Genomic DNA, 20,661 nt, shown 5'->3' with positions numbered 1-20,661 from the left:
CTATCTCTGAAGGTAAGATGCGTACCACATAGAGCCCGTCTGCGCGGGCTCTTAACCGCGTAATTGATTATTGGCCGAACGTGAGCAGAACCTTGCAGCACTGCCGCTGGTCTTTCTCAAACAGTTCAATGGCGTCCGTAACGTGGTGATAGTCAAAGGTATGGGTGATCAGTTTTTCCGGGTCGATCAGCCCTTTTTTCAGCCAGTCGATGACGACCGGGAATTTGTTGGCATTGAGGCGCGAGGAAAATATCGCCAGCTCTTTGCCGGTGATGCCCTGCTGAACGATCTGGCTCGGCTCGCTGGAGAAGCCCATCAGCACGATGCGCGCCGCCGGAGAGGCCAGGGTTATCGCTTCCTGCAAAATCGACGGATGGCAGGCGGCATCAATGATTAACGTCGGCTTAATGCCCTTTTCGTCCAGCGCGGCCTGCAGAGACTGCTCGCCGTTATTCAGCACCCAGTCCGCGCCGCTGCGCTGGGCCATTTTCAGGCGCTCATCGATGCGGTCAACCACGATAACCTGCTTCACCCGATAGACGCCTTTCAGCGCCTGCACGGTGACCAGCCCCATCGGGCCCGCACCGTAAATCAGCGCGACGTCCTGTTCAGTCGGATTCGCCTGCCCCGTCACGTTGGCGGCGATGGTGAAGGGCTCGATCATAACGGCGTGTTTATCCGGTATCGCATGCGGGATGGGCCAGGCGTTTTTTGCGGGCACGGTCGCGTATTCGCTAAAGCCGCCGTCGCGATGGACGCCCAGCACCACCAGCGAGGTACAGACGTTGGGCTTTCCGACGGAGCACGGGTAGCAGTGCCCGCAGCTGATCACCGGATCAACCGAGACGCGCTGGCCCAGTCGGGCAGCGTCAACGCCCTCGCCCACGGCATCAATCACGCCAAAAAACTCATGGCCAATCACGCGCGGATACTTTGCGAAGGGGTTATGGCCGCGGTAGATGTGGCTGTCCGACCCGCAGATCCCGGCCAGCCTAATCTTGACGCGGACTTCACCTGCGCCCGGCGTCGGGAGTGGCCGTTCCTCAATCACCAGTTCGTTCGGCTGTTGAATCACTACGCTTTTCATCGTTTGCTCCTCGCTTACCAGTTCCACAGCGTGCCGTCTTCAAGACGGGCTACCGGCAGATAGGCCGGATCGTACGGGTATTTCGCCGCCAGCTTTTCATCAAACTCAATGCCCAGCCCCGGCTTGTCGCCCGGATGCATGTAGCCGTTATCAAAGCGCCAGCCGTGCGGGAAGACCTCCAGCATCTGTTCGGAATAGCCCATATATTCCTGCACGCCAAAGTTCGGCACCCACAGGTCGAAATGCAGCGCGGCCGCGTGGCAGACGGGTGAAAGATCCGACGGGCCGTGCGAGCCGGTTCGCACCTGATAGAGCGACGCGAAGTCCGCGATGCGGCGCATCCCGGTGATCCCGCCCGCGTGGGTAATGGTGGTGCGGATATAGTCGATGAGCTGCTCTTCGATGAGCTGCTTGCAGTCCCAGATGCTGTTAAACACTTCGCCCACCGCAATGGGCGTGACGGTGTGCTGGCGAATCAGGCGGAAGCAGGCCTGATTTTCGGCAGGCGTGGGATCTTCCATCCAGAACATGCGGAATTCCTCGATGCTTTTGCCGAAGCGCGCCGCTTCAATTGGCGTCAGACGGTGGTGCATGTCGTGCAGGAGATGTTCATTAAAGCCGAATTTATTGCGCACCGCGTCGAACAGCTTCGGCGTGAAGTCGAGATATTTTTCGGTGGACCACAGCTGCTCTTCCGGCCAGTCGCCCTTGGTCGCGGGCTCGTAGGCCAGCCCTTTTCCTTTGGCCATGCCGTAGGTGGTTTTCATGCCCGGCACGCCGCACTGGACGCGGATCGCCTTAAAGCCCATCTCTTTATGGCGGGCGTAGTCTTCGAGCACGTCGTCAATGGTGTGCCCGGTGGTGTGGCAGTAGACCATGACCCCCTCGCGGGATGCGCCGCCCAGCAGCTGGTAGAGCGGCATGTTGGCCGCTTTGGCTTTGATATCCCACAGCGCCATATCCACGGCGGAGATGGCCGACATGGTGACCGGCCCGCGACGCCAGTAGGCCCCCTTATAGAAGAACTGCCAGATGTCTTCGATGCGGTGCGCATCGCGGCCAATCAGCTGGGGGCAGAGGTGATCCTTGAGGTAGGAGGCCACGGACAGCTCTCGCCCGTTTAGCGTAGCGTCACCGAGGCCAACAATCCCCTCGTCGGTGGTGATTTTAAGGGTGACAAAGTTCCGCCCCGGGCAGGTAACAAACACGTCAGCCGCGACAATCTTCATAATTCCTTTCCTTACATCGGTCGTTGTGATGCTGGAAATTTACCCACCAACCCTACTACCATACAAGTATTATGATCATAAAATCAGCGAACGGTCACAAAAATACGGGGGCTCAGGCCCGCCCCCATCCCGCGACAATAATCAGCATACCGCACAGGGCAATCAGCGCACCGGCCCAGTCGTACGCGCTGAGTTTTACGCCGTCTACCACCCGTAGCCACAGCAGCGCAGTACACACATAAACACCGCCGTAAGCCGCGTAAACGCGCCCACTGGCCGCCGGATGCAGGGTTAACAGCCAGACAAACAGGGCAAGCGCAACCCCCGCCGGGATCAACAATAATGCGCTACCTCCCTTTTTCAGCCAGATCCAGGGCAGGAAGCAGCCGATGATTTCGCACAGCGCGGTGGCAAAAAAAAGCAGCGTCGTTTTAAGCATATTTCACGTCAGGTGAGGAATTATTTAGACATCATACCTGATGATGCCCCTTACTTTTCCATACTTGCCCCGCGGGTATGACCTTATTTCGCTTTAGTGTAGAATCTGTACGGGGTAACTTGATTATCTGCACCCATTTAAAAGGAAACGCTATGACCACATTAAGCAAACGCCTTTGTCTGACGGCCCTGCTGGCGATGTCATCTTTCGCTTTTGCCGCCTCTGCGACAGCGGAAACCAGCAAGCTCGTTATTGAGTCTGGTGACAGCGCGCAAAGCCGCCAGAATGCCGCCATGGACAAAGAACAATGGAATGACACCCGCAGCCTTCGACAGAAGGTCAACAAACGTGCTGAAAAAGAGTGGGACAAAGAAGATGTCGCTTTTGACGCGCGCGATAAGTGTCAGCAAAGCGCGAACGTCAATGCCTACTGGGAGCCTAACACCCTGCGCTGCCTGGATCGCCGCACTGGCCGCACGGTAGCCCCGTAATGTCGGCCTCGTGTGACGTTAAGCTCCGTCCGCTGGAGCGGGAAGATCTGCGCTTCGTCCATCAGCTCGACAATAACGCCAGCGTGATGCGCTACTGGTTCGAAGAGCCTTACGAGGCCTTTGTTGAGCTGTCCGATCTTTACGATAAGCACATTCACGATCAGAGCGAACGTCGTTTTGTGGTGGAGTGTGGCGGCGAAAAAGCCGGGCTGGTGGAGCTGGTTGAGATCAACCACGTTCACCGTCGGGCGGAGTTTCAGATCATCATCTCCCCTGAGCATCAGGGGAAAGGCCTGGCCTCACGGGCGGCGAAGCTGGCGATGGATTACGGATTCAACGTTCTGAACCTCTACAAGCTGTACCTGATTGTGGACAAAGAGAACGAGAAAGCGATCCATATCTACCGCAAGCTGGGCTTTATGGTAGAAGGGGAGCTGATTCACGAGTTCTTCATCAACGGTGAATACCGCAATACCATCCGCATGTGCATCTTCCAGCATCAGCATCTGGCCGGGCATAAACCGTCACGCCAGCCTGCTGAAACCGACCGCGCAATGAGAGGGATGACAGCCCCTGTCATCAACAATGGCGCGGTCTTTATTGCCGGGTGGCGCTGCGCTTACCCGGCCTACACTGTGCAATAATATCAATACATTGCTCAGTAGTATTCAATCGTGTTTTTGATGGTGTACTTGCGCTCGACGGCCGGTTTGACGCTGTCGTCCGTGATGGTCAGATCGCAGCTCACCGGGTTGTTGTGTCGATCGTAGTCGCAGCTCTGCTTCACGTTGCCCAGCGGCTTGTCATTCAGCACGCTCACTGCCGAGTAATCCATTCTTTTGCGCAGATCTTTAGACGGCGTCGACTGGACGGAAAGATGCCGATCCCCGGAGACGGTGGTTTTGCCCAGCGGGTAGCCATCCGCGTCGTAGCGATACTTCACCTCCATCTCTTTGCCGTGCGCCGCCACCACAAAACCGTTGTCGTCGGTATCCCACGTCACCCCGGCTGACGGCAGCTCGGCCAGCTGGCATTTCCCCTGCAGCTTCACTTTGCGCTGCTGGGTTTCCGCATCAAGGTAGTAATTGGCGTCCAGCACCAGCGCCACGCCGGTGTTGGCCTCCAGGTCGTGCAGCTCCAGCGTGTCGAAACACCCTTCCGTCGAGACGGTGCCGGTGACCCGCTTAGATACTTCGCCCTTCTCGTTGAACAGGGTCTGGGTAAAGTCTTTGACCGGGCCGCGCAGCGGATCAAAATCAAACTCGTTTGAAAAGCTCGCCATCTCGGGCGTAAACGACAGCGGCGCGGTGCTGTTGTCGCACCCCACCAGTGTTGCTGCCAGTAGCGTTATCGCGGCGTATTTCTTCACATTGATTACCGTACAGGGAGATTATTCCCAATCATATTAGCAAATACAGTTGTTTACACGAAGCCTGCTAGAATAAATCTACACACAGAGAAAAGGAGCAACAGATGAAACGGTTACCCTGGATTACCGCCCTGCTGTTAATGAGTGCCTCAACCGCCGCGCTGGCGGCACCGGACTCCTGCGAGCGCGTGAAAAGCGACATTCAGCAGAAGATAGTCAACAACGGCGTACCTGAATCAGGTTTTACCCTGACCATTGTGCCGAACGATCAGGCTGACCAGGCGGGCACGCAGGTGGTAGGCCACTGCGCCAACGACACCTTTAAAATTTTGTACACCCGAACCGGCGGCGGGGCTGCTGAATCTCAGTAATTTAGCCTCAATCTCCTTTGAATTGATGAGGATTAAGATTTAATACCCCCAAATAAGTAACACTCACCCCATCATTAGCCCGGTTATCATTTCGGGAAAAATAATACGCAATTATAATGATGGGGTGAGCCATGTCCGATAGTGAAAATCACGGCGGAATTAGCCGTCGAACTCTCGTGAAATCTACTGCAATAGGTTCTCTGGCGCTTGCCGCCGGTGGGATCTCGCTTCCTTTTGGTTTAAAAAGCGCCGCCGCAGCGGTGAAGAACGCCGTTCAGCCTGCAGAAGAAAAGGTCGTATGGGGCGCCTGCTCGGTCAACTGCGGCAGCCGCTGTGCCCTGCGACTGCACGTCCGTGATGACGAAGTGTACTGGGTCGAAACGGATAACACCGGTGAAGATATTTATGGCGATCATCAGGTCCGCGCCTGCCTGCGCGGCCGTTCTATTCGTCGTCGTATCAATCATCCTGACCGTCTGAACTACCCGATGAAGCGCGTGGGCAAACGTGGCGAAGGCAGGTTTGAGCGCATCTCCTGGGATGAAGCGCTGGATACCCTCACCGCCAGCCTGAAAAACGTTGTCGCTAAGTACGGCAACGAAGCGGTGTACATAAACTACTCCTCCGGGATTGTCGGCGGCAATATCACCCGCTCCTCCCCTTACGCTTCGCTGGTGGCGCGCCTGATGAACTGCTACGGCGGTTTCCTGAGCCACTACGGCACCTACAGCACGGCGCAAATTGCCTGCGCGATGCCCTACACCTACGGCAGCAACGACGGCAACAGCACCTCGGATATCGAAAACACCAGGCTGGTGGTGATGTTCGGCAATAACCCGGCGGAAACCCGCATGAGCGGCGGCGGAATTACGTACTATCTGGAGCAGGCTCGCGAGCGGTCTAACGCGCGCATGATCGTTATCGACCCGCGCTACACCGACACGGCCGCCGGACGAGAAGACGAATGGATCCCGATCCGTCCAGGGACCGATGCCGCGCTGGTGGCCGGTCTTGCATGGGTATTAATCAACGAAAATCTGGTCGATCAGCCGTTCCTGGATAAATACTGCGTTGGCTATGATGAAAAAACGCTGCCGGAAGGCGCGCCGGCTAACGGTCACTATAAAGCCTACATTCTCGGCCAGGGCGATGACGGCACCGCAAAAACGCCGGAGTGGGCCTCCCGCATCACCGGTATTCCCGCCGATCGTATCGTTAAGCTTGCCCGCGAGATTGGCTCAGCGAAGCCGGCCTACATCTGCCAGGGCTGGGGTCCACAGCGCCAGGCGAACGGCGAGCTGACGTCCCGCGCCATCGCGATGCTGCCGATCCTCACCGGAAACGTGGGCATCAGCGGCGGAAACAGCGGCGCGCGTGAGTCAACCTACACCATCACCATCGAGCGCATGCCGCTGCCGGACAACCCGGTCAAAACGCAAATTTCCTGCTTCAGCTGGACGGACGCCATCGCCCGCGGGCCGGAGATGACCGCCCTGCGCGACGGCGTGCGTGGGAAAGCTAAGCTGGACGTGCCGATTAAGTTCATCTGGAACTACGCGGGCAACACCCTCATCAACCAGCACTCCGATATCAATAAAACCCACGATATCCTGCAGGATGACGGCAAGTGCGAAATGATTGTCGTCATCGACAACTTCATGACGTCGTCGGCGAAGTATGCCGATATCCTGCTGCCGGACCTGATGACCGTCGAGCAGGAAGACATCATTCCTAACGATTATGCCGGGAATATGGGCTACCTCATTTTCCTCCAGCCCGTGACCGCGCCGAAGTTCGAGCGTAAGCCCATCTACTGGATCATGAGCGAGGTGGCAAAACGCCTCGGGCCGGATATCCATCAGAAATTTACCGAAGGACGGACGCAGGAACAGTGGCTGCAGTTCCTGTATGCCAAAATGCTCGAAAAAGACCCTCAGCTGCCGTCCTATGATCAGCTGAAAAAAATGGGCATTTATAATGCGCAAAGATCCGAACGGACACTTTGTGGCCTATAAAAAATTCCGCGAAAACCCGGAAGCCAATCCGCTGAAGACGCCATCGGGCAAGATTGAAATTTACTCCAGCAAGCTGGCGAAGATCGCGTCCACCTGGGAGCTGGAAAAAGATGAGACCATCAGCCCGCTGCCCGTCTACGCCTCGACCTTTGACGGCTGGGATGCACCCGAGCGCGCGCAATACCCGCTGCAGCTGTTTGGCTTCCACTTTAAAGCACGTACCCACTCGAGTTACGGCAACGTCGACGTGCTGAAAGCGGCCTGCCGCCAGGAGGTCTGGCTTAACCCTGTCGATGCCGAAAAACGCGGGATTAAGAACGGCGATACGGTGCGCGTCTTTAACACTCGCGGCGAGGTACGAATTGAGGCGAAAGTGACGCCGCGCATCATGCCCGGCGTAAGCGCCATGGGCCAGGGTGCCTGGCACGATGCCGATATGCGTGGCGATCGTATTGACCACGGCTCATGCATCAACACGCTGACGACCCATCGTCCTTCTCCGCTGGCGAAAGGCAACCCGCAGCACACCAATCTGGTACAGATCGAAAAGGTGTAGTGGGTGCATTGCGTGGCCGCGGTTTATTCTATGGTTTGTATTATCGGTTAACACAGTCGCGCGGACGCCCTCCGCGCGAACAAGGAAGATTTAATGAAAGACGCCTCACATCGTGAATCGTTCGCGTTCAGCGCCCGGGTGCTGGGCGCGCTGTTTTATTTCGCGCCGGACAGCGAGCAGGCCGCGCCGCTGGTGCAGGCCCTGACCGCAGGCGTATGGGTTCCGGACTGGCCTCTGCCGCCGGAAACGCTGCAGCCCGTCGCGGATACCTTTGCCGCACCTTGCGATGAGCCGCTGACGGACGCGTGGCAACGGCTGTTTATTGGCCCTTACGCCCTGCCCGCTCCGCCGTGGGGTTCCGTCTGGCTGGATCGCGAATCCGTGCTGTTTGGCGACTCGACCCTCGCGCTGCGCCAGTGGATGCGGGAGAACGCTATCGCGTTTGAGATGCAGCAGAATGAGCCGGAAGATCACTTCGGTACGCTGCTGCTGCTGGCGGCGTGGCTGGCTGAAAATGGCCGCGATGCGGAGTGCGACCAGCTCCTGGCGTGGCACCTGCTGCCGTGGAGCACCCGCTTCCTGTCGGAATTTGTCGATAACGCCGGGCATCCGTTTTATACCGCGCTGGGCAAGCTTGCGCAGCTGACGCTGGCAGAGTGGCGATCCCAACTGCTTATTCCGGTTGCGGAAAAGACGCTGTATCGGTAAGGGACGTGGCTTGCTCGCGGGTGGCGGGCAAGCCAGGTTAGGGTTTAAACCTCTCCGCCTGATTCACTCACGCTCTCTTTGCTCTGAATGAACCGCAGCGCCAGATAGAGGTCTGGCGCCAGAATCATGTCATCATCATTCATTGTTGGCCGACTCTCCTTAAACCAGCGCGTTAACTCCGTTTTCCTGCCCGCAAGGATTAACGTAATCTTTCGACCCTTCAGGTCACGCTTCAGCTCATTAATGGTTGCCAGCACGCTGATGTCTGAATAGGTGAAGCACGCGACGGCATCAATGACCACCCATTTAGGCTGTAATGCCGCACCGTCAACCAGGTTCAATACCCGGCGTTTAAAATAGGCCACATTAAAATAGGTCAACGGTGAGTTAAATCGATACATCAGCACGCCGGGAACCATTTTAATATCGGCCGTATTACCCAATGAGTGAATCATTCCGTTTTCATCAGTGCCCAGTAAGTGCTCCGAGGGACGAAAGACGGTACGCAGGAACTGCAGCAGGCCAAGCAACACCGCCAGGCCGATGCCCTGGATCACGCCGATAATTAAAACGCAGCCAAACGTGAAAAAGGCGAGGCGAAATGCCTGCTTATTTCTCCGCCGCAGGTTCCATAATCCACGTAGATCAATTAATGACCACGACGCATACATTAGAACAATACCTAATGCAGATACCGGAATAAACTGTAATGGCTGAGTGAAAAAGACCACCACGATACCGATGAGTAAGGCGGCGACGATGGAGACCAGCTGGCTTTTCCCCCCAACGGAATCATTCACCGCGGTCCGGGAATCGGCACCGCTGATAGCAAACCCCTGAGATAGCCCCGACATAATGTTCGCAATACCCAGCGCCCGAAACTCGGCATCAGCATTAATTTCATAGCCATTTTTCGCGGCGAAACTGCGGGCGGTCAGCATTAGGCTGACAAAACTGACCAACGCCAGGTTCAGCGCCGGGATCACTAAATCACGCATCGGCCCCGGCTGGAACGCCCCCCAGTTAACCACGGGTAAACCAGACTGGAAGCCATCACCACCAATCGTAGCGATACCATACTGCTGGGCGGATGTCCCCCACACCAGTAACGTTGTCAACACGATGGCAATCAGCGGCGCTGGCCACTGGCTACGATACGTTTTGATCGCGATTAAAATACCTAACGTTAAAAGCGATATCCCTATGGTTAATAGATGGCTTTCGGAAAGCCGGCCCGGCAAGGCCATGATTTTCTCAATAACCTGCGCTTCATCTAGCCTGATCCCTAAAACCTTGCCCAGTTGCCCGACAATAATCGTCACGGCGACGCCATTAAGCAACCCCGTAAGAATGGGATGAGAAAGGAGATCGGCCAGCGCGCCCAGGCGAAATTTACTGGCAAGCAGACACCACCCGCCCATCATCAGCGTCATGATGATGGTCAGCTGCCAGTGCAGTTCGGGATTGCCCGCAGAAAGCGGAAATACGACGGCCGCAATCACCGCGCAGGTCGTGGCATCAGGGCCAACAATAAGCTGACGTGAAGAGCCAAACAGGGCATACGCGATCATCGGTAACACGCAGGAATAGAGCCCCACGATTGCCCCAACGCCCGCCAGCTCAGCGTATGCAATCGCAACGGGTAGCGCGACAGCCGCAACGGATAACCCGGCCTTAACATCCTGTTTTAGCCAGCTTTTATCGTAGGCTAACAAGTTTTGTAAGCCTGGCATGTAGTTTAACAACAGTTTCCCGAACACGTTGTTCTCCGGATATTGATATTACCTGGGAAATGTTGGCACACTTTTCAGTGAGGTTCTGGTTTTCAAATGCTCCGGACTGAGAAGCGGCCTCTCAGTTGCTGATAAAGCCCTTTGATTTAGGGCGTTGACGTCCAGAACCGCACGTTTAGCTAAACCGAAACAGGGTGATTGATCGCAAATGCCGCAGATTGCTTCAAAAAAATTCCCCTGTTTGTTATATTGTTGTTTATTGCTTATTCACCTCTGCGGTGCCAAAAAGAACAAGATTCACCGCGACCCAGGAAAGAGAAATGTTAGATTACCGCTTCCCGACAGCTTTGCAGATGGTTCTCAGCGTAGCGATGGCGGAGCAATTAGGTAAACGTTCGACGAGTGCAATTCTGGCCTACGGCCTGGAAGCCAACCCGAGCTTTATCCGCAAACTGATGGTTCCGCTGACGCGTGACGGCATTATCGTTTCGACGCTGGGCCGTAACGGCTCAATTCACCTTGGCCGCCCGCCGGAAGAGATTACCCTGCGCGACATCTACCTGTCGGTCATCGAAGATAAAAAGCTGTGGGCGTCGCGCCCGGACGTACCGGCCCGCTGCGTGGTCAGCGCTAACGCCTGCTGGTACTTTAAGTCGATTTCCGAAGAGGCCGAGGAGGCTTCGCTGGCGGTGCTTGCCCGTCATACCGTGGCAAGCGCGCTGGAAGAGGTTAAAAACGCCGACAGCAGCGGGTGCGATCCGCTCCCCGAGCTTATTGCCCAGTATCAAAAGACGTCGTAACCATTTTATCGGGTGGCGCTGCGCTTACCCGGCCTGCATTCTGATGTAAAAAAACCGCCTTCATCGTGAAGGCGGTTTTTTATTATCTGCAACGTCTCTACGCGGGCAGCACTTCCCTTTCCTCTTTTTTCCCGCGCGTGACGAACTTACGCAGCGTCACGTAGAACACCGGCGTCAGGAACAGACCAAACAGCGTTACGCCCAACATCCCGGAGAACACGGTGATCCCGGTAACGCCGCGCACTTCAGCGCCCGCGCCGTGGCCGAGGATCAGCGGAATGGTCCCGGCAATAAAGGCGATGGAGGTCATCACAATCGGGCGTAAGCGCAGGCGGCATGCCTCCAGCGCGGCCTCCATAATGCCTTTGCCCTGAATTTCCAGCTCGCGGGCAAACTCCACGATAAGAATGGCGTTTTTACAGGCCAGCCCCATCAGGACCACCAGCCCCACCTGCACGAACACGTTGTTATCGCCACCGGTCAGCCAGACGCCAAACAGCGCGGAGAGCATGGTCATCGGCACGATGAGGATCACCGCCAGCGGCAGCGTCCAGCTTTCATACAGCGCTGCCAGGACCAGGAACGCCAGCAGCACCGCGACCGGGAAGACGATCAGCGCCGTATTGCCCTGCGTGGCCTGCTGGAAGCTCAGGTCGGTCCATTCAATGTTCATCCCGTTCGGCAGGATCTGCTTAGACATCGCGTCCAGCTGCGTCATCGCCTGCGTGGAAGAGAGCACGCGCGGGTCGGCATCGCCAATCAGGTCCGCCGCCGGGTAGCCATTGTAGCGGATCACCGGATCCGGCCCGTAGGTGGTCGTGATTTTCACCATGCTGCCAATCGGCACCATTTCGCCCTGGCTGTTACGGGTACGAAGGTTCGCAATATCTTCCACGCTGTCGCGGAACTGCCCGTCGGCCTGCACCATCACGCGCCAGGTGCGCCCGAACTGGTTAAAGTCATTCACGTACGACGAGCCCAGATAGGTTTGCAGCGTACCGAAAAGATCGGTCAACAATACGCCCTGCGCTTTGGCCTTATCGCGGTCGACCTGCACGTCCAGCTGCGGCACGTTAGCCTGGTAGGTTGAGATCGGGAAGTGCATTCCCGGCGTCTGCATAATCGCGCCGGACATGGTGTTCACCGCATTTTGCAGCGCGCCATAGCCCAGACCACCGCGATCCTGGATGTACAGCGAATAGCCTGACCCTTGCCCCAGCCCCAGAATCGGCGGCGGCAGAATGGAGAAGCCAAAGCCCTGCTGGATTTGCGCAATTTTCGCGTTGATCTCGGCGTTAATTTCCGCCGCAGTATGCTTACGCTGATCGAACGGCTTCAGGCCAAAGAAGACCGTTCCGGTATTCGGCGTGTTGGTGAACTGCAGCGCGTTCAGCCCCGGGAACGCAACCGCGTAGTCCACGCCTTCGGTATTCATCCCGATTTCGCTCATCTTGCGGATCACCGCGTCGGTGCGCGCCAGCGAAGAGCCTTCCGGCATCTTCACGCCGCCAATCAGGTAAAGCTTGTCCTGGGTCGGAATAAACCCGCCGGGCACCGCCTTAAACATGACGCCTGCGGCACAGAGCAGCAGCAGATACACCACAAATACCGCGCCGCGTCGTCCCAGCGTTTTGCCCACCAGCCCCTGATAGCCGTTCGAGCTGCGGTGGAAAAAGCGGTTAAACGGACGGAAAATCCAGCCGAACAGACGATCGATAAGCCGGGTCGGGAAATCTTTCGGCGCGCCGTGCGGTTTTAACAGCAGTGCCGCCAGCGCCGGAGAGAGCGTCAGCGAGTTAATGGCGGAGATGACCGTGGAAATGGCGATCGTCACCGCAAACTGCTTGTAGAACTGCCCGGTAACGCCGGAGAGAAACGCCATCGGCACAAACACCGCGCACAGCACCAGCGCAATCGCGATAATCGGCCCGGACACTTCGCGCATCGCCTGATGCGCCGCCGCAAGCGGCGCAAGCCCCTCTTCGATATTGCGCTCGACGTTTTCCACCACCACGATGGCGTCATCCACCACGATGCCGATAGCCAGCACCAGCCCGAACAGGCTCAGGGTATTCAGCGAGAAGCCCAGCAGATAAAGAATGCTGAACGTGCCCACCACCGACACCGGCACCGCGATCAGCGGAATGATCGACGCGCGCCAGGTTTGCAGGAACAGGATCACCACCAGCACCACCAGCACCACCGCTTCCAGCAGCGTTTGCACCACCGCGCGGATGGAATCGCGCACGAAAACGGTCGGATCGTAAGGTGCCGCCCACTTCATGTCCGCCGGGAAGCGCGTGGACAGTTCGTCCATTTTCGCGCGCACCGCGTTAGAAAGATCGATGGCGTTCGCCCCCGGAGACTGGAAGATACCAATCCCGACCGCGTCTTTATTATTCAGCTGAGAACGCAGCGCATAGCTCCCGGACCCCATTTCGATACGCGCTACGTCGCGCAGGCGAACAACCGTACCGTCCTGCGTCGTTTTCAGGACAATATTGCCGAACTCTTCTTCGGTATGCAGACGGCCCTGGGCGTTAATGGAGATCAGGAAATCGCTCTCCTTCGGCAGCGGCTCGGCGCCAAGCTGCCCGGCGGACACCTGCACGTTCTGCTCCTGCATCGCCGTCACCACGTCCGACGCGGTCAGCCCGCGGGCCGCCACCTTGTTGGGATCCAGCCAGACGCGCATCGCGTACTCGCCGGAGCCGAAAATCTGGATCTGGCCGACGCCGGGCAGGCGCGCCAGCTCGTCCTTCACCTTCAGCGTGGCGTAGTTGCGCATATACAGGGAGTCGTACTTACCGCCGGGCGAGAACAGATGCACCACCAGCGTCAGCGTCGGGGACTGCTTCTGGGTGGTAATGCCCAGACGCCTTACGTCTTCCGGCAGACGCGCCTCGGCCTGCGCGACGCGGTTTTGCACCTGAACCTGCGCCTGATCCGGGTCGGTTCCCGGACGGAAAGTGACGGTCGTCACCAGCACGCCGTCGGAGCCCGCGACGGACTTCATGTACATCATGTTCTCAACGCCGTTGATCGCCTCTTCCAGCGGCGTCGCCACGGTCTCGGCAATCACTTTCGGGTTGGCGCCCGGGTACTCCGCGCGCACCTGCACGCTTGGCGGCACGACGTCAGGGTATTCGCTCACCGGCAGCAGCGGGATGGCGATCAGTCCTGTGATAAAAATCAGAATCGACAGGACGGCGGCAAAAATCGGCCTGTCGATGAAAAAGCGGGAAAAGTCCATGGGTTGGATTCTCAGGTCAAGGGATCAGTTAAGGGCGGCGCTGGCGGTCATGGCAACGGTTTTCGCGTTAACCGGCATACCCGGCATAAACACTTTCTGTAAACCCTCGACGATGACTTTGTCGCCAGGGTTCAGCCCCTGCCGCACGATGCGTAAGCCGTCTGCCAGACGCCCCGGCGTAATGTCGCGACGCTGCGCTTTCCCCTCTTTATCCACGATATAGACGTATTTACGATCCTGATCGGTCAGCACCGCCTTGTCGTCGATAAGCGTGGCTTTGAACTCCGCGCTGCCCGGCAGGCGTACGCGGGCAAACAGTCCCGGCGTGAACTGACGCTGCGCGTTATCCAGCAGCGCGCGCATGCGGATGGTGCCGGTGCTCGGCGTGAGCTGGTTATCCAGGAAGTCCACTTTGCCCTGATGGGGATAGCCCTCCTCGCCCGTCAGGCCAATCTCAACCGGAAGCGCCGCGTGGTTGCTGGACGCCCCCTGCCCGCTGCGGGCCAGGTTTTGGTAGTGAAGATAGGTCGACTCGTCCACGTCAAAGTAGACGTAGACCGTCTTCTGCGAAACCAGCGTGGTGAGGACGCTGGCGGTGTCCCCCGCCGTGACCAGGTTCCCGCTGGTGATCAGCGCCCGGCTGGCGCGGCCGTCAATCGGCGCGGTCACTTTGGTGAAGTCCAGGTTGAGCTGGGCGGCATCAACCGCCGCCTGCGCGGCGCGAATATCGGCCTGCGCCTGCGTGGCGGCCGAACGACGCTGCTCCCACTCTTCGCGGGAGACGACGTTAGTATTGACCAGCTTATCGGTACGGTTTGCCTCACTTTGTGCCAGGCTTGCCTGCGTTTTGGCTCTCGCCAGGTTCGCCTGCGCCTGTTCCAGCGCCGCGCGATAGGTACGGTCATCAATCGTGAACAGCACCTCGCCCTTCTTCACTTCCTGGCCGTCGGTGTAATTCACCTTATCAATGTAGCCGGACACGCGCGGACGTAGCTGAACGCTCTCCACCGCTTCAATCCGGCCGTTAAAGCTATCCCACTGGCTGATCGATTTCACCACCACGTCAGCGGCGCTCACGGCTGGCGCAGGCGGCGCGGCGTTTTGCGCGACGCTGTTATCGCATCCGACGAGCAGCGCGGAGAGCAACAGTGCCCCCAGCGCGCTCAGTGGAGAGTTACCCCAGGTTTTTTGCAGGCTCATTATTTTTATTCCGATAATTGTCGCCGCCGGGCAAGACGCAGCAGGAGGCACCGCGCCACTTCCTTTGTCCGGGGGCTGTCTTAAGGCCATTTGTGTCGTTCATCGCCACAAAACTGTAACAGTTGCGAATACACTATTCGCGGCGATTGTAGGAAGGCGCTTAACTAAGTGCAAGAATAATTGTTGCACTTTATGTGCTATTTGAGCGGATGTGAAAAGACCCGTTTCGGCCAGGGATTTAAATGCAACAATAAAACTTGCAATTACCGCAAAAACGCGCCACCTTTAAATGCAACAGATAAAGATACTTTTACTTTGCTGCGTGGGAGTAACCCGATGAACACTGGCGCATTTATGCATGACTTACTCGACTGGATCGACAACAACCTGGACAGCCGTCTGGACATTGAGTCCGTCGCCAGGCGCTCCGGCTATTCGAAATGGCATCTTCAGCGTTTGTTTAAGGAACATACGGGCTATCCCCTCGCCGGGTATATTCGCGCGCAGAAGCTGCAAAAATCGATGGAGCGCTTAACCCGCAGCGATGAGCCCATTCTGAACGTGGCGATCGCGCTGGGCTTTGACTCCCAGCAGTCCTTCAACCGCAGCTTTAAGCGTCAGTACGGTCAGGCGCCTGGGGCATGGCGGCGGAGCATGGGTGGCCCGGAAACGCAGCCGCTACGCTAGCAATGAAATTGTCACGGATGACGTCTTCCCTGCCTGCGTCCCAGGCAATGCCCACCTTCCAGCTGATTGACTCCCCCGTTAGCGGAATAATCGCCAGCCCCGGCGGCGCGATATGCGTTACGCTGGTGGGCAGAATCGCCACACCGATGCCCGCCACCACCATCGCGACGATGGTTTGAATGTCGTCAGTCAGCTGAGTCGATGAGACGAAAAGACCGTTGTCATGCAGGAAGCGGTCAATCTGCGCGTTCAATCCCCGTCCCCGCTCATCATAAAGCCGCAGCAGAGGGCGTTTCATGAGCCACTCTGCGGCAGGCAGCGTCGGCGACGCGGCGGGCGCAACCAGCACCAGACGGTCGGTAAATAGCGGCAGGGAGTCAAGCGCCGCGGGGGGAGGCACCCTGACAAAACCGACCTGTAGCTCATCATTTTGCAATCGCTCGTACTGCTGGAAGGAAGGCAGATCCGTCAATGACATTTCTACTCCCGGGTAGTCCCGACGAAAGTCAGCGATACAGCGCGGCGCAAGATAAAAGCTTGAGAGCCCGAACCCGACGGCAATATGTCCCTCCACCCCTTTTGAGACCCGCTCGGCATGCTGCATAAAGAGCTGGCTTTGCCTGACCACTTTTTCAGCCTCTGGCAGCAAACGCCTGCCGCCGGCCGTCAGCATTGCGCCGTGACGCCCCCGTGAAAAAAGAGACATATTCACCTGGGATTCGAGGAGATTAATCTGTTTGGTCAATGCCGGTTGCGAGATAAACAGCGCCCGCGCCGCATCGGCATAGTTCCCCTTTTCAGCCAGCATCAAAAAGGCGTTGAGCAACCGGGTGTTCATGTTTAGATTCCAGATGGTTATCAAAATAAGAAATCATTTGATTATACAGTTATTGGTAATCGTTATGTAATCGAGTCTCGATGACAACCGGAGACACATCATGAACGAACCTCAATCCCTAAAGGCGGCAACCGTCCAGTTTCAGCATCAGGCCAATAACAAAAAGTACAATCTGCTGATAATGGAGAAGTTTATTGAACAGGCGGCGCTTGAGCAGGTGAACATTCTCACCTTCCCTGAAATGTGTATTACCGGCTACTGGCACGTCCCCAGGCTCACCGCAGCGGAGGTGTCTGCCCTGGCCGAGCCAGTAGCAGAAAGCCCTTCCCTGGCGCTCATTCGCTCCCTTGCGATAAAACATCAGATGCTGATTGGCGTCGGTCTCATTGAACGCGCCGACGATGGCCGCCTCTACAATGCCTATGTTGCCTGTATGCCGGACGGCACAATGCATACGCATCGTAAGCTCCATGCTTTTGAACATCCGACCATCAGCAGCGGGGACAGCTTTACCGTTTTTGATACGCCGTGGGGCGTGAAGGTCGGTATCCTGATTTGCTGGGACAATAATCTGGTCGAAAACGTGCGCGCAACGGCGCTGCTGGGCGCCGATATTCTTCTCGCGCCGCACCAGACGGGCGGCACAGATTCCCGCAGCCCCCACGGAATGAAGCCCATTCCGCTGGCGCTATGGGAGGCGCGGGAAACGCGCAAGGAGGACATTACCGCCGCATTTAAAGGTCCAAGCGGTCGGGAGTGGCTTATGCGCTGGCTGCCTGCCCGCGCGCACGACAACGGACTGTTTCTTCTCTTCAGCAACGGTGTCGGTGCCGATGACGACGAAGTGCGCACGGGCAATGCCATGATCCTCGATCCTTACGGAAGGATCGTGAATGAAACCTGGGCGGCAGAGGATGCGATGGTGAGCGCTGAGCTGGATTTAAGCCTGCTCGCGATGAGCACCGGACGGCGCTGGATCCACGGTCGCCGCCCCGATTTATACCGGATACTGACCCAGCCGCAGGGCTATGAACGTGATGCGATCAGCGCACGCTTTTCGAATGAGCCCCCTGCTCGCTAGAACTGTGCGCATTTTTTTAGCTGCAACATAAACCCGGAGCTGTTATACTGTATATAATTACAGTATGAGGTGCGCATAATGGCTGTTGAAATAAAATATGTTGTCGTAAGAAAAGGTGAAGAGAAAATGACATTTGCCAGCAAGAAAGAGGCTGACGCTCACGACAAGCTGCTCGATATGGCAGACGCGTTCACCGACTGGCTGTTGCAAAGCGGTATGCAGATGGATGAAACGCAGGCTGAAAATCTTGGCCTGTATTTCGCCGAGCAGAAAGAGACCGTGCAGCATATTCTGCGTACCAGCAAGCTTCCCGATCTCAATGCCCCTGCTGCAGCGGATAAAACAGAAGATGTGGCCGACAGCAAAAAAATCAGGGCCGTGAAAGCGGCCTGATGGCCGTAATAATCATCGCCTGTTCCGGAGCCGTAAGCAGATAACTGCTTACGGCCTTTTTAGCTGTCTGTATCTTTCAGCAGGCTTATTTCTTCGAACAGCCATTGTTTTAGCGTTCGTATTTTAAACGAATCCTTATTATCGAAACGGTAAACTAAATCGTATCCCCGCTCTGCTTTAAGTTTGTATTGCGGAAACGGAACAACAAGCCTTCCGGCAGCGACATCATCTGCAATCAGCACGCTCCGTCCAAGCGCCACGCCTTCGCCACGTATAGCGGCTTCGGTCGCCATGCTGCCAAGCGTCCACAAGGTTCCCTGATGGTCGCTGAAAGTGCTTTCTCCGGCCATTTCAAACCATGCCTCCCAGTTCGCCAGCATTCTGTACTCATGAAGCAGCACGCAGTTTGAAAGATCCTGAATTTCTTTCAGACCGTTATGTTCCTGAAGAAAGTCAGGGCTACAGACAGGGGTGACTGTTTCACTCAAGATTCGCTCAGAGCAGACGTCGGGATAATTGCCCAGGCCATAGCGAATTGCGGCATCGACCTGACCATCGTTAAGATCCACGTTAACGTCAGTAACATCGAGCTGAATATCGAGCTCAGGATACCGCTGCCTGAAGCGGCCGAGACGCGGGGCCAGCCACTTACTGGCGAATGACACCGTTGTGCTGATACGCAAACTTTTTGCCGGGAGCCTTGCGCGTAAACGCTCGGACTCTCTCATTAAATCACCCAGAAGGCGGGTAACCGCAGGGTGGAATTCAGCCCCCTCCTCCGTCAGGATTATCTGTCGCGTCAGTCTGTGAAATAGCTTTACCCCCAGATGCTCTTCGAGCTTCCGGATTTGCTGGCTTATCGCGCCGTGCGTAACGTGCAGCTCCGCTGCCGCCAGCGTCATGCTGGAGAGCCGGGCAGTGGCTTCAAAAGCCCGAAGCGTTTGCAGGGGTGGGAGGCGTTCAAACATCATACGCGTGATAATAATTCACGCATGGTGTGAGAACAAATGATTTGTCAGGCCCTTGCCCCCAAATCAAAATCGACATAAACAACCATTTAATTTTCATCATGTTATCGGAGGAATAATGGAGAGTTTGTTCGTGTACGGGACGCTCGGCCCAGGCCGACCTAATGCGCATATTCTTGAGAATATCGGTGGGTCGTGGCAGGAAGGACACGTTGGCGGGTCTCTGTTAAATAAAGGCTGGGGGGCAGAGATGGGGTATCCGGGGATCGTACTGGATCACTCAGGTAATCGTGTTCAGGGTTTTATTTTCACTTCAGCAAATTTGCATAATCACTGGGATGTACTCGATCGGTTTGAAGGGGCTGAATATGAGCGTGTATCGGTAGACGTCACGACGACTGCCGGTCAGATAATAAAATCGTGGGTGTACCGGCTTAAGCCATGAACGCGTTTAGCCTGTGATTCAGGCTTAACGCCTGCCATTCGCTCATTTTACGCAACACTGCATGTACTGAACGCCCGTTTTTAACGAGGTTCGAACGCATTATGATGGCGCTATTCCGTTATGAAGGAGGCAACATGCATTTTGAGAAGCTGCAGTATTTATTTGATCCACTTTGCGGCTGGTGCTACGCCAGCGCGCCGGCGCTGAGTTACCTTGCTCAACACCACGCCGATCAACTTGAGCTCATGCCCAGCGGGCTTTTCAGCGATGAGGGTGCCCGGGACATCACTGCGGAATGGGCGGAGTACGCCTGGTCCAACGATCGGCGCATCGCCTCACTCACCGGGCAGCCTTTCAGCGAGCGCTATCATCAGCTTCTGCAGACCGGCACGCGGTTTGATTCGACGTTTATGAATCGTGCTCTGACCATGGTTCGTGACGTCACCCCGTCGGCCGAGCCACAACTTCTTCATACGCTACAGCATGCCCGCTATGTTGAGGGGCGAGACACCTCAAGACCTGACGTGGTGGGTGATATCGTTGAGGACTGGGCCAGGAAAAACAACCTCGCGTTAAAGCATGAACAGGTTATCCTGGCGCTTGATACCGATAAACCGCTGCGGCATATCACGGACGCGAGGATCGCGGAAGTGAAGCGCCTTATGGATCAGCGAGGTATCCGGGGAGTCCCTGTTCTGCTGGCGACGGTGAATGGCACGGAGCATATGATCGGTGGACATGCTCTTTACGGTGGCGCAGAGAAGTTACGCGCTACGCTATTAGCGCTTGGCTGAATGGGTTTGCCAGCATTGCGGACAATCGCTACGTCACGATCGGAGAGCAAATGAACCGCAATTGGGGCGTTTTTTAATTTTACGGGCTGACGCGAGATGGGGGTCAGCTTTGTGCCATCAGCAGACATTGGCTGAATAGAAAGCTGCCGTGATGTGTTTTCATTAACGCTGGTTACGTTAGAATAGGCTCGTTGAAAACGGGAG

Annotated in this window: 18 protein-coding genes and 2 pseudogenes; 11 read left to right on the top strand and 9 right to left on the bottom strand. The window is 56.6% G+C overall.

The features are described 5' to 3' along the window. Positions 1 to 67: 67 nt before the first annotated feature. From FY206_RS11615 to FY206_RS11605, 3 genes are all read right to left on the bottom strand, one after another. Positions 68 to 1,087, bottom strand: coding sequence for a Zn-dependent oxidoreductase (locus FY206_RS11615; RefSeq protein ID WP_032640442.1), 1,020 nt, complete (start codon positions 1,085 to 1,087; stop codon positions 68 to 70). 14 nt (positions 1,088 to 1,101) lie between these two features. Continuing rightward, positions 1,102 to 2,316: a starvation-sensing protein RspA gene (rspA, locus tag FY206_RS11610; protein WP_032640444.1), complete on the bottom strand. Its 1,215-nt coding sequence runs from the start codon at positions 2,314 to 2,316 to the stop codon at positions 1,102 to 1,104. A 112-nt stretch (positions 2,317 to 2,428) separates the two neighbouring features. Then, complete coding sequence (locus FY206_RS11605) at positions 2,429 to 2,755, bottom strand: YnfA family protein (RefSeq protein WP_032640446.1); 327 nt, start codon at positions 2,753 to 2,755, stop codon at positions 2,429 to 2,431. A gap of 152 nt (positions 2,756 to 2,907) precedes the next feature. Here FY206_RS11605 and FY206_RS11600 point away from each other — a divergent pair, with 152 nt between their 5' ends. Beyond that, positions 2,908 to 3,246, top strand: a complete 339-nt coding sequence (locus FY206_RS11600; RefSeq protein ID WP_045890288.1) for a DUF1283 family protein — start codon at positions 2,908 to 2,910, stop codon at positions 3,244 to 3,246. After that, positions 3,246 to 3,804, top strand: a pseudogene (gene speG, locus FY206_RS11595) (spermidine N1-acetyltransferase). Before FY206_RS11600 ends, speG begins: the two are co-directional and overlap by 1 nt. A gap of 100 nt (positions 3,805 to 3,904) precedes the next feature. Here the strand turns inward: speG and FY206_RS11590 are convergent. After that, positions 3,905 to 4,615, bottom strand: a complete 711-nt coding sequence (locus FY206_RS11590; protein WP_032640451.1) for a YnfC family lipoprotein — start codon at positions 4,613 to 4,615, stop codon at positions 3,905 to 3,907. Between the two features lie 104 nt (positions 4,616 to 4,719). Here FY206_RS11590 and FY206_RS11585 point away from each other — a divergent pair, with 104 nt between their 5' ends. From FY206_RS11585 to dmsD, 3 genes and pseudogenes are all read left to right on the top strand, one after another. After that, the gene (locus tag FY206_RS11585) at positions 4,720 to 4,986 is read left to right on the top strand and encodes a DUF1161 domain-containing protein (protein WP_032640453.1); all 267 of its coding nucleotides are present in this window, start codon (positions 4,720 to 4,722) and stop codon (positions 4,984 to 4,986) included. 131 nt (positions 4,987 to 5,117) lie between these two features. Continuing rightward, a pseudogene (gene ynfE, locus FY206_RS11580) lies at positions 5,118 to 7,557 on the top strand (selenate/tellurate reductase subunit YnfE). 93 nt (positions 7,558 to 7,650) lie between these two features. After that, a complete protein-coding gene (gene dmsD, locus FY206_RS11575) occupies positions 7,651 to 8,265 on the top strand; it encodes a Tat proofreading chaperone DmsD (RefSeq protein WP_032640455.1) in 615 nt (204 codons plus the stop codon). A gap of 44 nt (positions 8,266 to 8,309) precedes the next feature. On the opposite strand, the gene FY206_RS11570 is transcribed toward dmsD, so the two are convergent. Further along, complete coding sequence (locus FY206_RS11570; RefSeq protein WP_080283005.1) at positions 8,310 to 10,025, bottom strand: SulP family inorganic anion transporter; 1,716 nt, start codon at positions 10,023 to 10,025, stop codon at positions 8,310 to 8,312. Between the two features lie 293 nt (positions 10,026 to 10,318). On the opposite strand from FY206_RS11570, the gene oqxR reads away from it, so the two are divergent. After that, positions 10,319 to 10,798: an efflux pump transcriptional repressor OqxR gene (oqxR, locus tag FY206_RS11565; RefSeq protein WP_032640456.1), complete on the top strand. Its 480-nt coding sequence runs from the start codon at positions 10,319 to 10,321 to the stop codon at positions 10,796 to 10,798. Between the two features lie 97 nt (positions 10,799 to 10,895). Here oqxR and oqxB read toward each other — a convergent pair whose 3' ends face one another. Continuing rightward, on the bottom strand, positions 10,896 to 14,051 hold the full coding sequence (gene oqxB, locus FY206_RS11560; RefSeq protein WP_032640458.1) for a multidrug efflux RND transporter permease subunit OqxB: 3,156 nt from the start codon (positions 14,049 to 14,051) through the stop codon (positions 10,896 to 10,898). Positions 14,052 to 14,075: 24 nt separating this feature from the next. Then, positions 14,076 to 15,251: a multidrug efflux RND transporter periplasmic adaptor subunit OqxA gene (gene oqxA / locus FY206_RS11555; protein WP_032640460.1), complete on the bottom strand. Its 1,176-nt coding sequence runs from the start codon at positions 15,249 to 15,251 to the stop codon at positions 14,076 to 14,078. Positions 15,252 to 15,587: 336 nt separating this feature from the next. On the opposite strand from oqxA, the gene FY206_RS11550 reads away from it, so the two are divergent. Then, the gene (locus FY206_RS11550; protein ID WP_032640461.1) at positions 15,588 to 15,938 is read left to right on the top strand and encodes a helix-turn-helix domain-containing protein; all 351 of its coding nucleotides are present in this window, start codon (positions 15,588 to 15,590) and stop codon (positions 15,936 to 15,938) included. Here the strand turns inward: FY206_RS11550 and FY206_RS11545 are convergent. After that, positions 15,862 to 16,776, bottom strand: coding sequence for a LysR family transcriptional regulator (locus FY206_RS11545; RefSeq protein ID WP_198422121.1), 915 nt, complete (start codon positions 16,774 to 16,776; stop codon positions 15,862 to 15,864). The two genes, FY206_RS11550 and FY206_RS11545, sit on opposite strands and share 77 nt — an antisense overlap. A gap of 100 nt (positions 16,777 to 16,876) precedes the next feature. On the opposite strand from FY206_RS11545, the gene FY206_RS11540 reads away from it, so the two are divergent. Together FY206_RS11540 and FY206_RS11535 are read left to right on the top strand one after the other, a co-directional pair. Further along, the gene (locus tag FY206_RS11540) at positions 16,877 to 17,857 is read left to right on the top strand and encodes a nitrilase family protein (protein WP_032640463.1); all 981 of its coding nucleotides are present in this window, start codon (positions 16,877 to 16,879) and stop codon (positions 17,855 to 17,857) included. A 78-nt stretch (positions 17,858 to 17,935) separates the two neighbouring features. Further along, entirely contained in the window at positions 17,936 to 18,250 is a 315-nt protein-coding gene (locus FY206_RS11535) for a YebG family protein (RefSeq protein WP_032640465.1), read from the top strand. 59 nt (positions 18,251 to 18,309) lie between these two features. On the opposite strand, the gene gcvA is transcribed toward FY206_RS11535, so the two are convergent. Then, on the bottom strand, positions 18,310 to 19,218 hold the full coding sequence (gcvA, locus tag FY206_RS11530; protein ID WP_032642587.1) for a transcriptional regulator GcvA: 909 nt from the start codon (positions 19,216 to 19,218) through the stop codon (positions 18,310 to 18,312). 118 nt (positions 19,219 to 19,336) lie between these two features. Here gcvA and FY206_RS11525 point away from each other — a divergent pair, with 118 nt between their 5' ends. Both FY206_RS11525 and FY206_RS11520 read left to right on the top strand, forming a co-directional pair. Further along, positions 19,337 to 19,663, top strand: coding sequence for a gamma-glutamylcyclotransferase family protein (locus tag FY206_RS11525; protein WP_032640467.1), 327 nt, complete (start codon positions 19,337 to 19,339; stop codon positions 19,661 to 19,663). A 134-nt stretch (positions 19,664 to 19,797) separates the two neighbouring features. Further along, positions 19,798 to 20,457, top strand: coding sequence for a DsbA family protein (locus tag FY206_RS11520; protein WP_032640468.1), 660 nt, complete (start codon positions 19,798 to 19,800; stop codon positions 20,455 to 20,457). Positions 20,458 to 20,661 lie beyond the last annotated feature (204 nt).

Source organism: Enterobacter chengduensis (assembly GCF_001984825.2).
Lineage (GTDB): Bacteria > Pseudomonadota > Gammaproteobacteria > Enterobacterales > Enterobacteriaceae > Enterobacter > Enterobacter chengduensis.
This window is presented reverse-complemented; position numbering and strand designations above follow the sequence as displayed.

Coding starts and splice junctions, on each gene's coding strand:
- oqxB (WP_032640458.1), bottom strand. CDS start 14,051: ATGGACTTTTCCCGCTTTTTCATCGACAGGCCGATTTTTGCCGCCGTC.
- FY206_RS11540 (WP_032640463.1), top strand. CDS start 16,877: ATGAACGAACCTCAATCCCTAAAGGCGGCAACCGTCCAGTTTCAGCAT.
- rspA (WP_032640444.1), bottom strand. CDS start 2,316: ATGAAGATTGTCGCGGCTGACGTGTTTGTTACCTGCCCGGGGCGGAAC.
- FY206_RS11600 (WP_045890288.1), top strand. CDS start 2,908: ATGACCACATTAAGCAAACGCCTTTGTCTGACGGCCCTGCTGGCGATG.
- oqxR (WP_032640456.1), top strand. CDS start 10,319: ATGTTAGATTACCGCTTCCCGACAGCTTTGCAGATGGTTCTCAGCGTA.
- dmsD (WP_032640455.1), top strand. CDS start 7,651: ATGAAAGACGCCTCACATCGTGAATCGTTCGCGTTCAGCGCCCGGGTG.
- FY206_RS11545 (WP_198422121.1), bottom strand. CDS start 16,776: ATGAACACCCGGTTGCTCAACGCCTTTTTGATGCTGGCTGAAAAGGGG.
- gcvA (WP_032642587.1), bottom strand. CDS start 19,218: ATGTTTGAACGCCTCCCACCCCTGCAAACGCTTCGGGCTTTTGAAGCC.
- FY206_RS11615 (WP_032640442.1), bottom strand. CDS start 1,087: ATGAAAAGCGTAGTGATTCAACAGCCGAACGAACTGGTGATTGAGGAA.
- FY206_RS11585 (WP_032640453.1), top strand. CDS start 4,720: ATGAAACGGTTACCCTGGATTACCGCCCTGCTGTTAATGAGTGCCTCA.
- FY206_RS11605 (WP_032640446.1), bottom strand. CDS start 2,755: ATGCTTAAAACGACGCTGCTTTTTTTTGCCACCGCGCTGTGCGAAATC.
- FY206_RS11535 (WP_032640465.1), top strand. CDS start 17,936: ATGGCTGTTGAAATAAAATATGTTGTCGTAAGAAAAGGTGAAGAGAAA.
- FY206_RS11520 (WP_032640468.1), top strand. CDS start 19,798: ATGCATTTTGAGAAGCTGCAGTATTTATTTGATCCACTTTGCGGCTGG.
- FY206_RS11525 (WP_032640467.1), top strand. CDS start 19,337: ATGGAGAGTTTGTTCGTGTACGGGACGCTCGGCCCAGGCCGACCTAAT.
- FY206_RS11550 (WP_032640461.1), top strand. CDS start 15,588: ATGAACACTGGCGCATTTATGCATGACTTACTCGACTGGATCGACAAC.
- oqxA (WP_032640460.1), bottom strand. CDS start 15,251: ATGAGCCTGCAAAAAACCTGGGGTAACTCTCCACTGAGCGCGCTGGGG.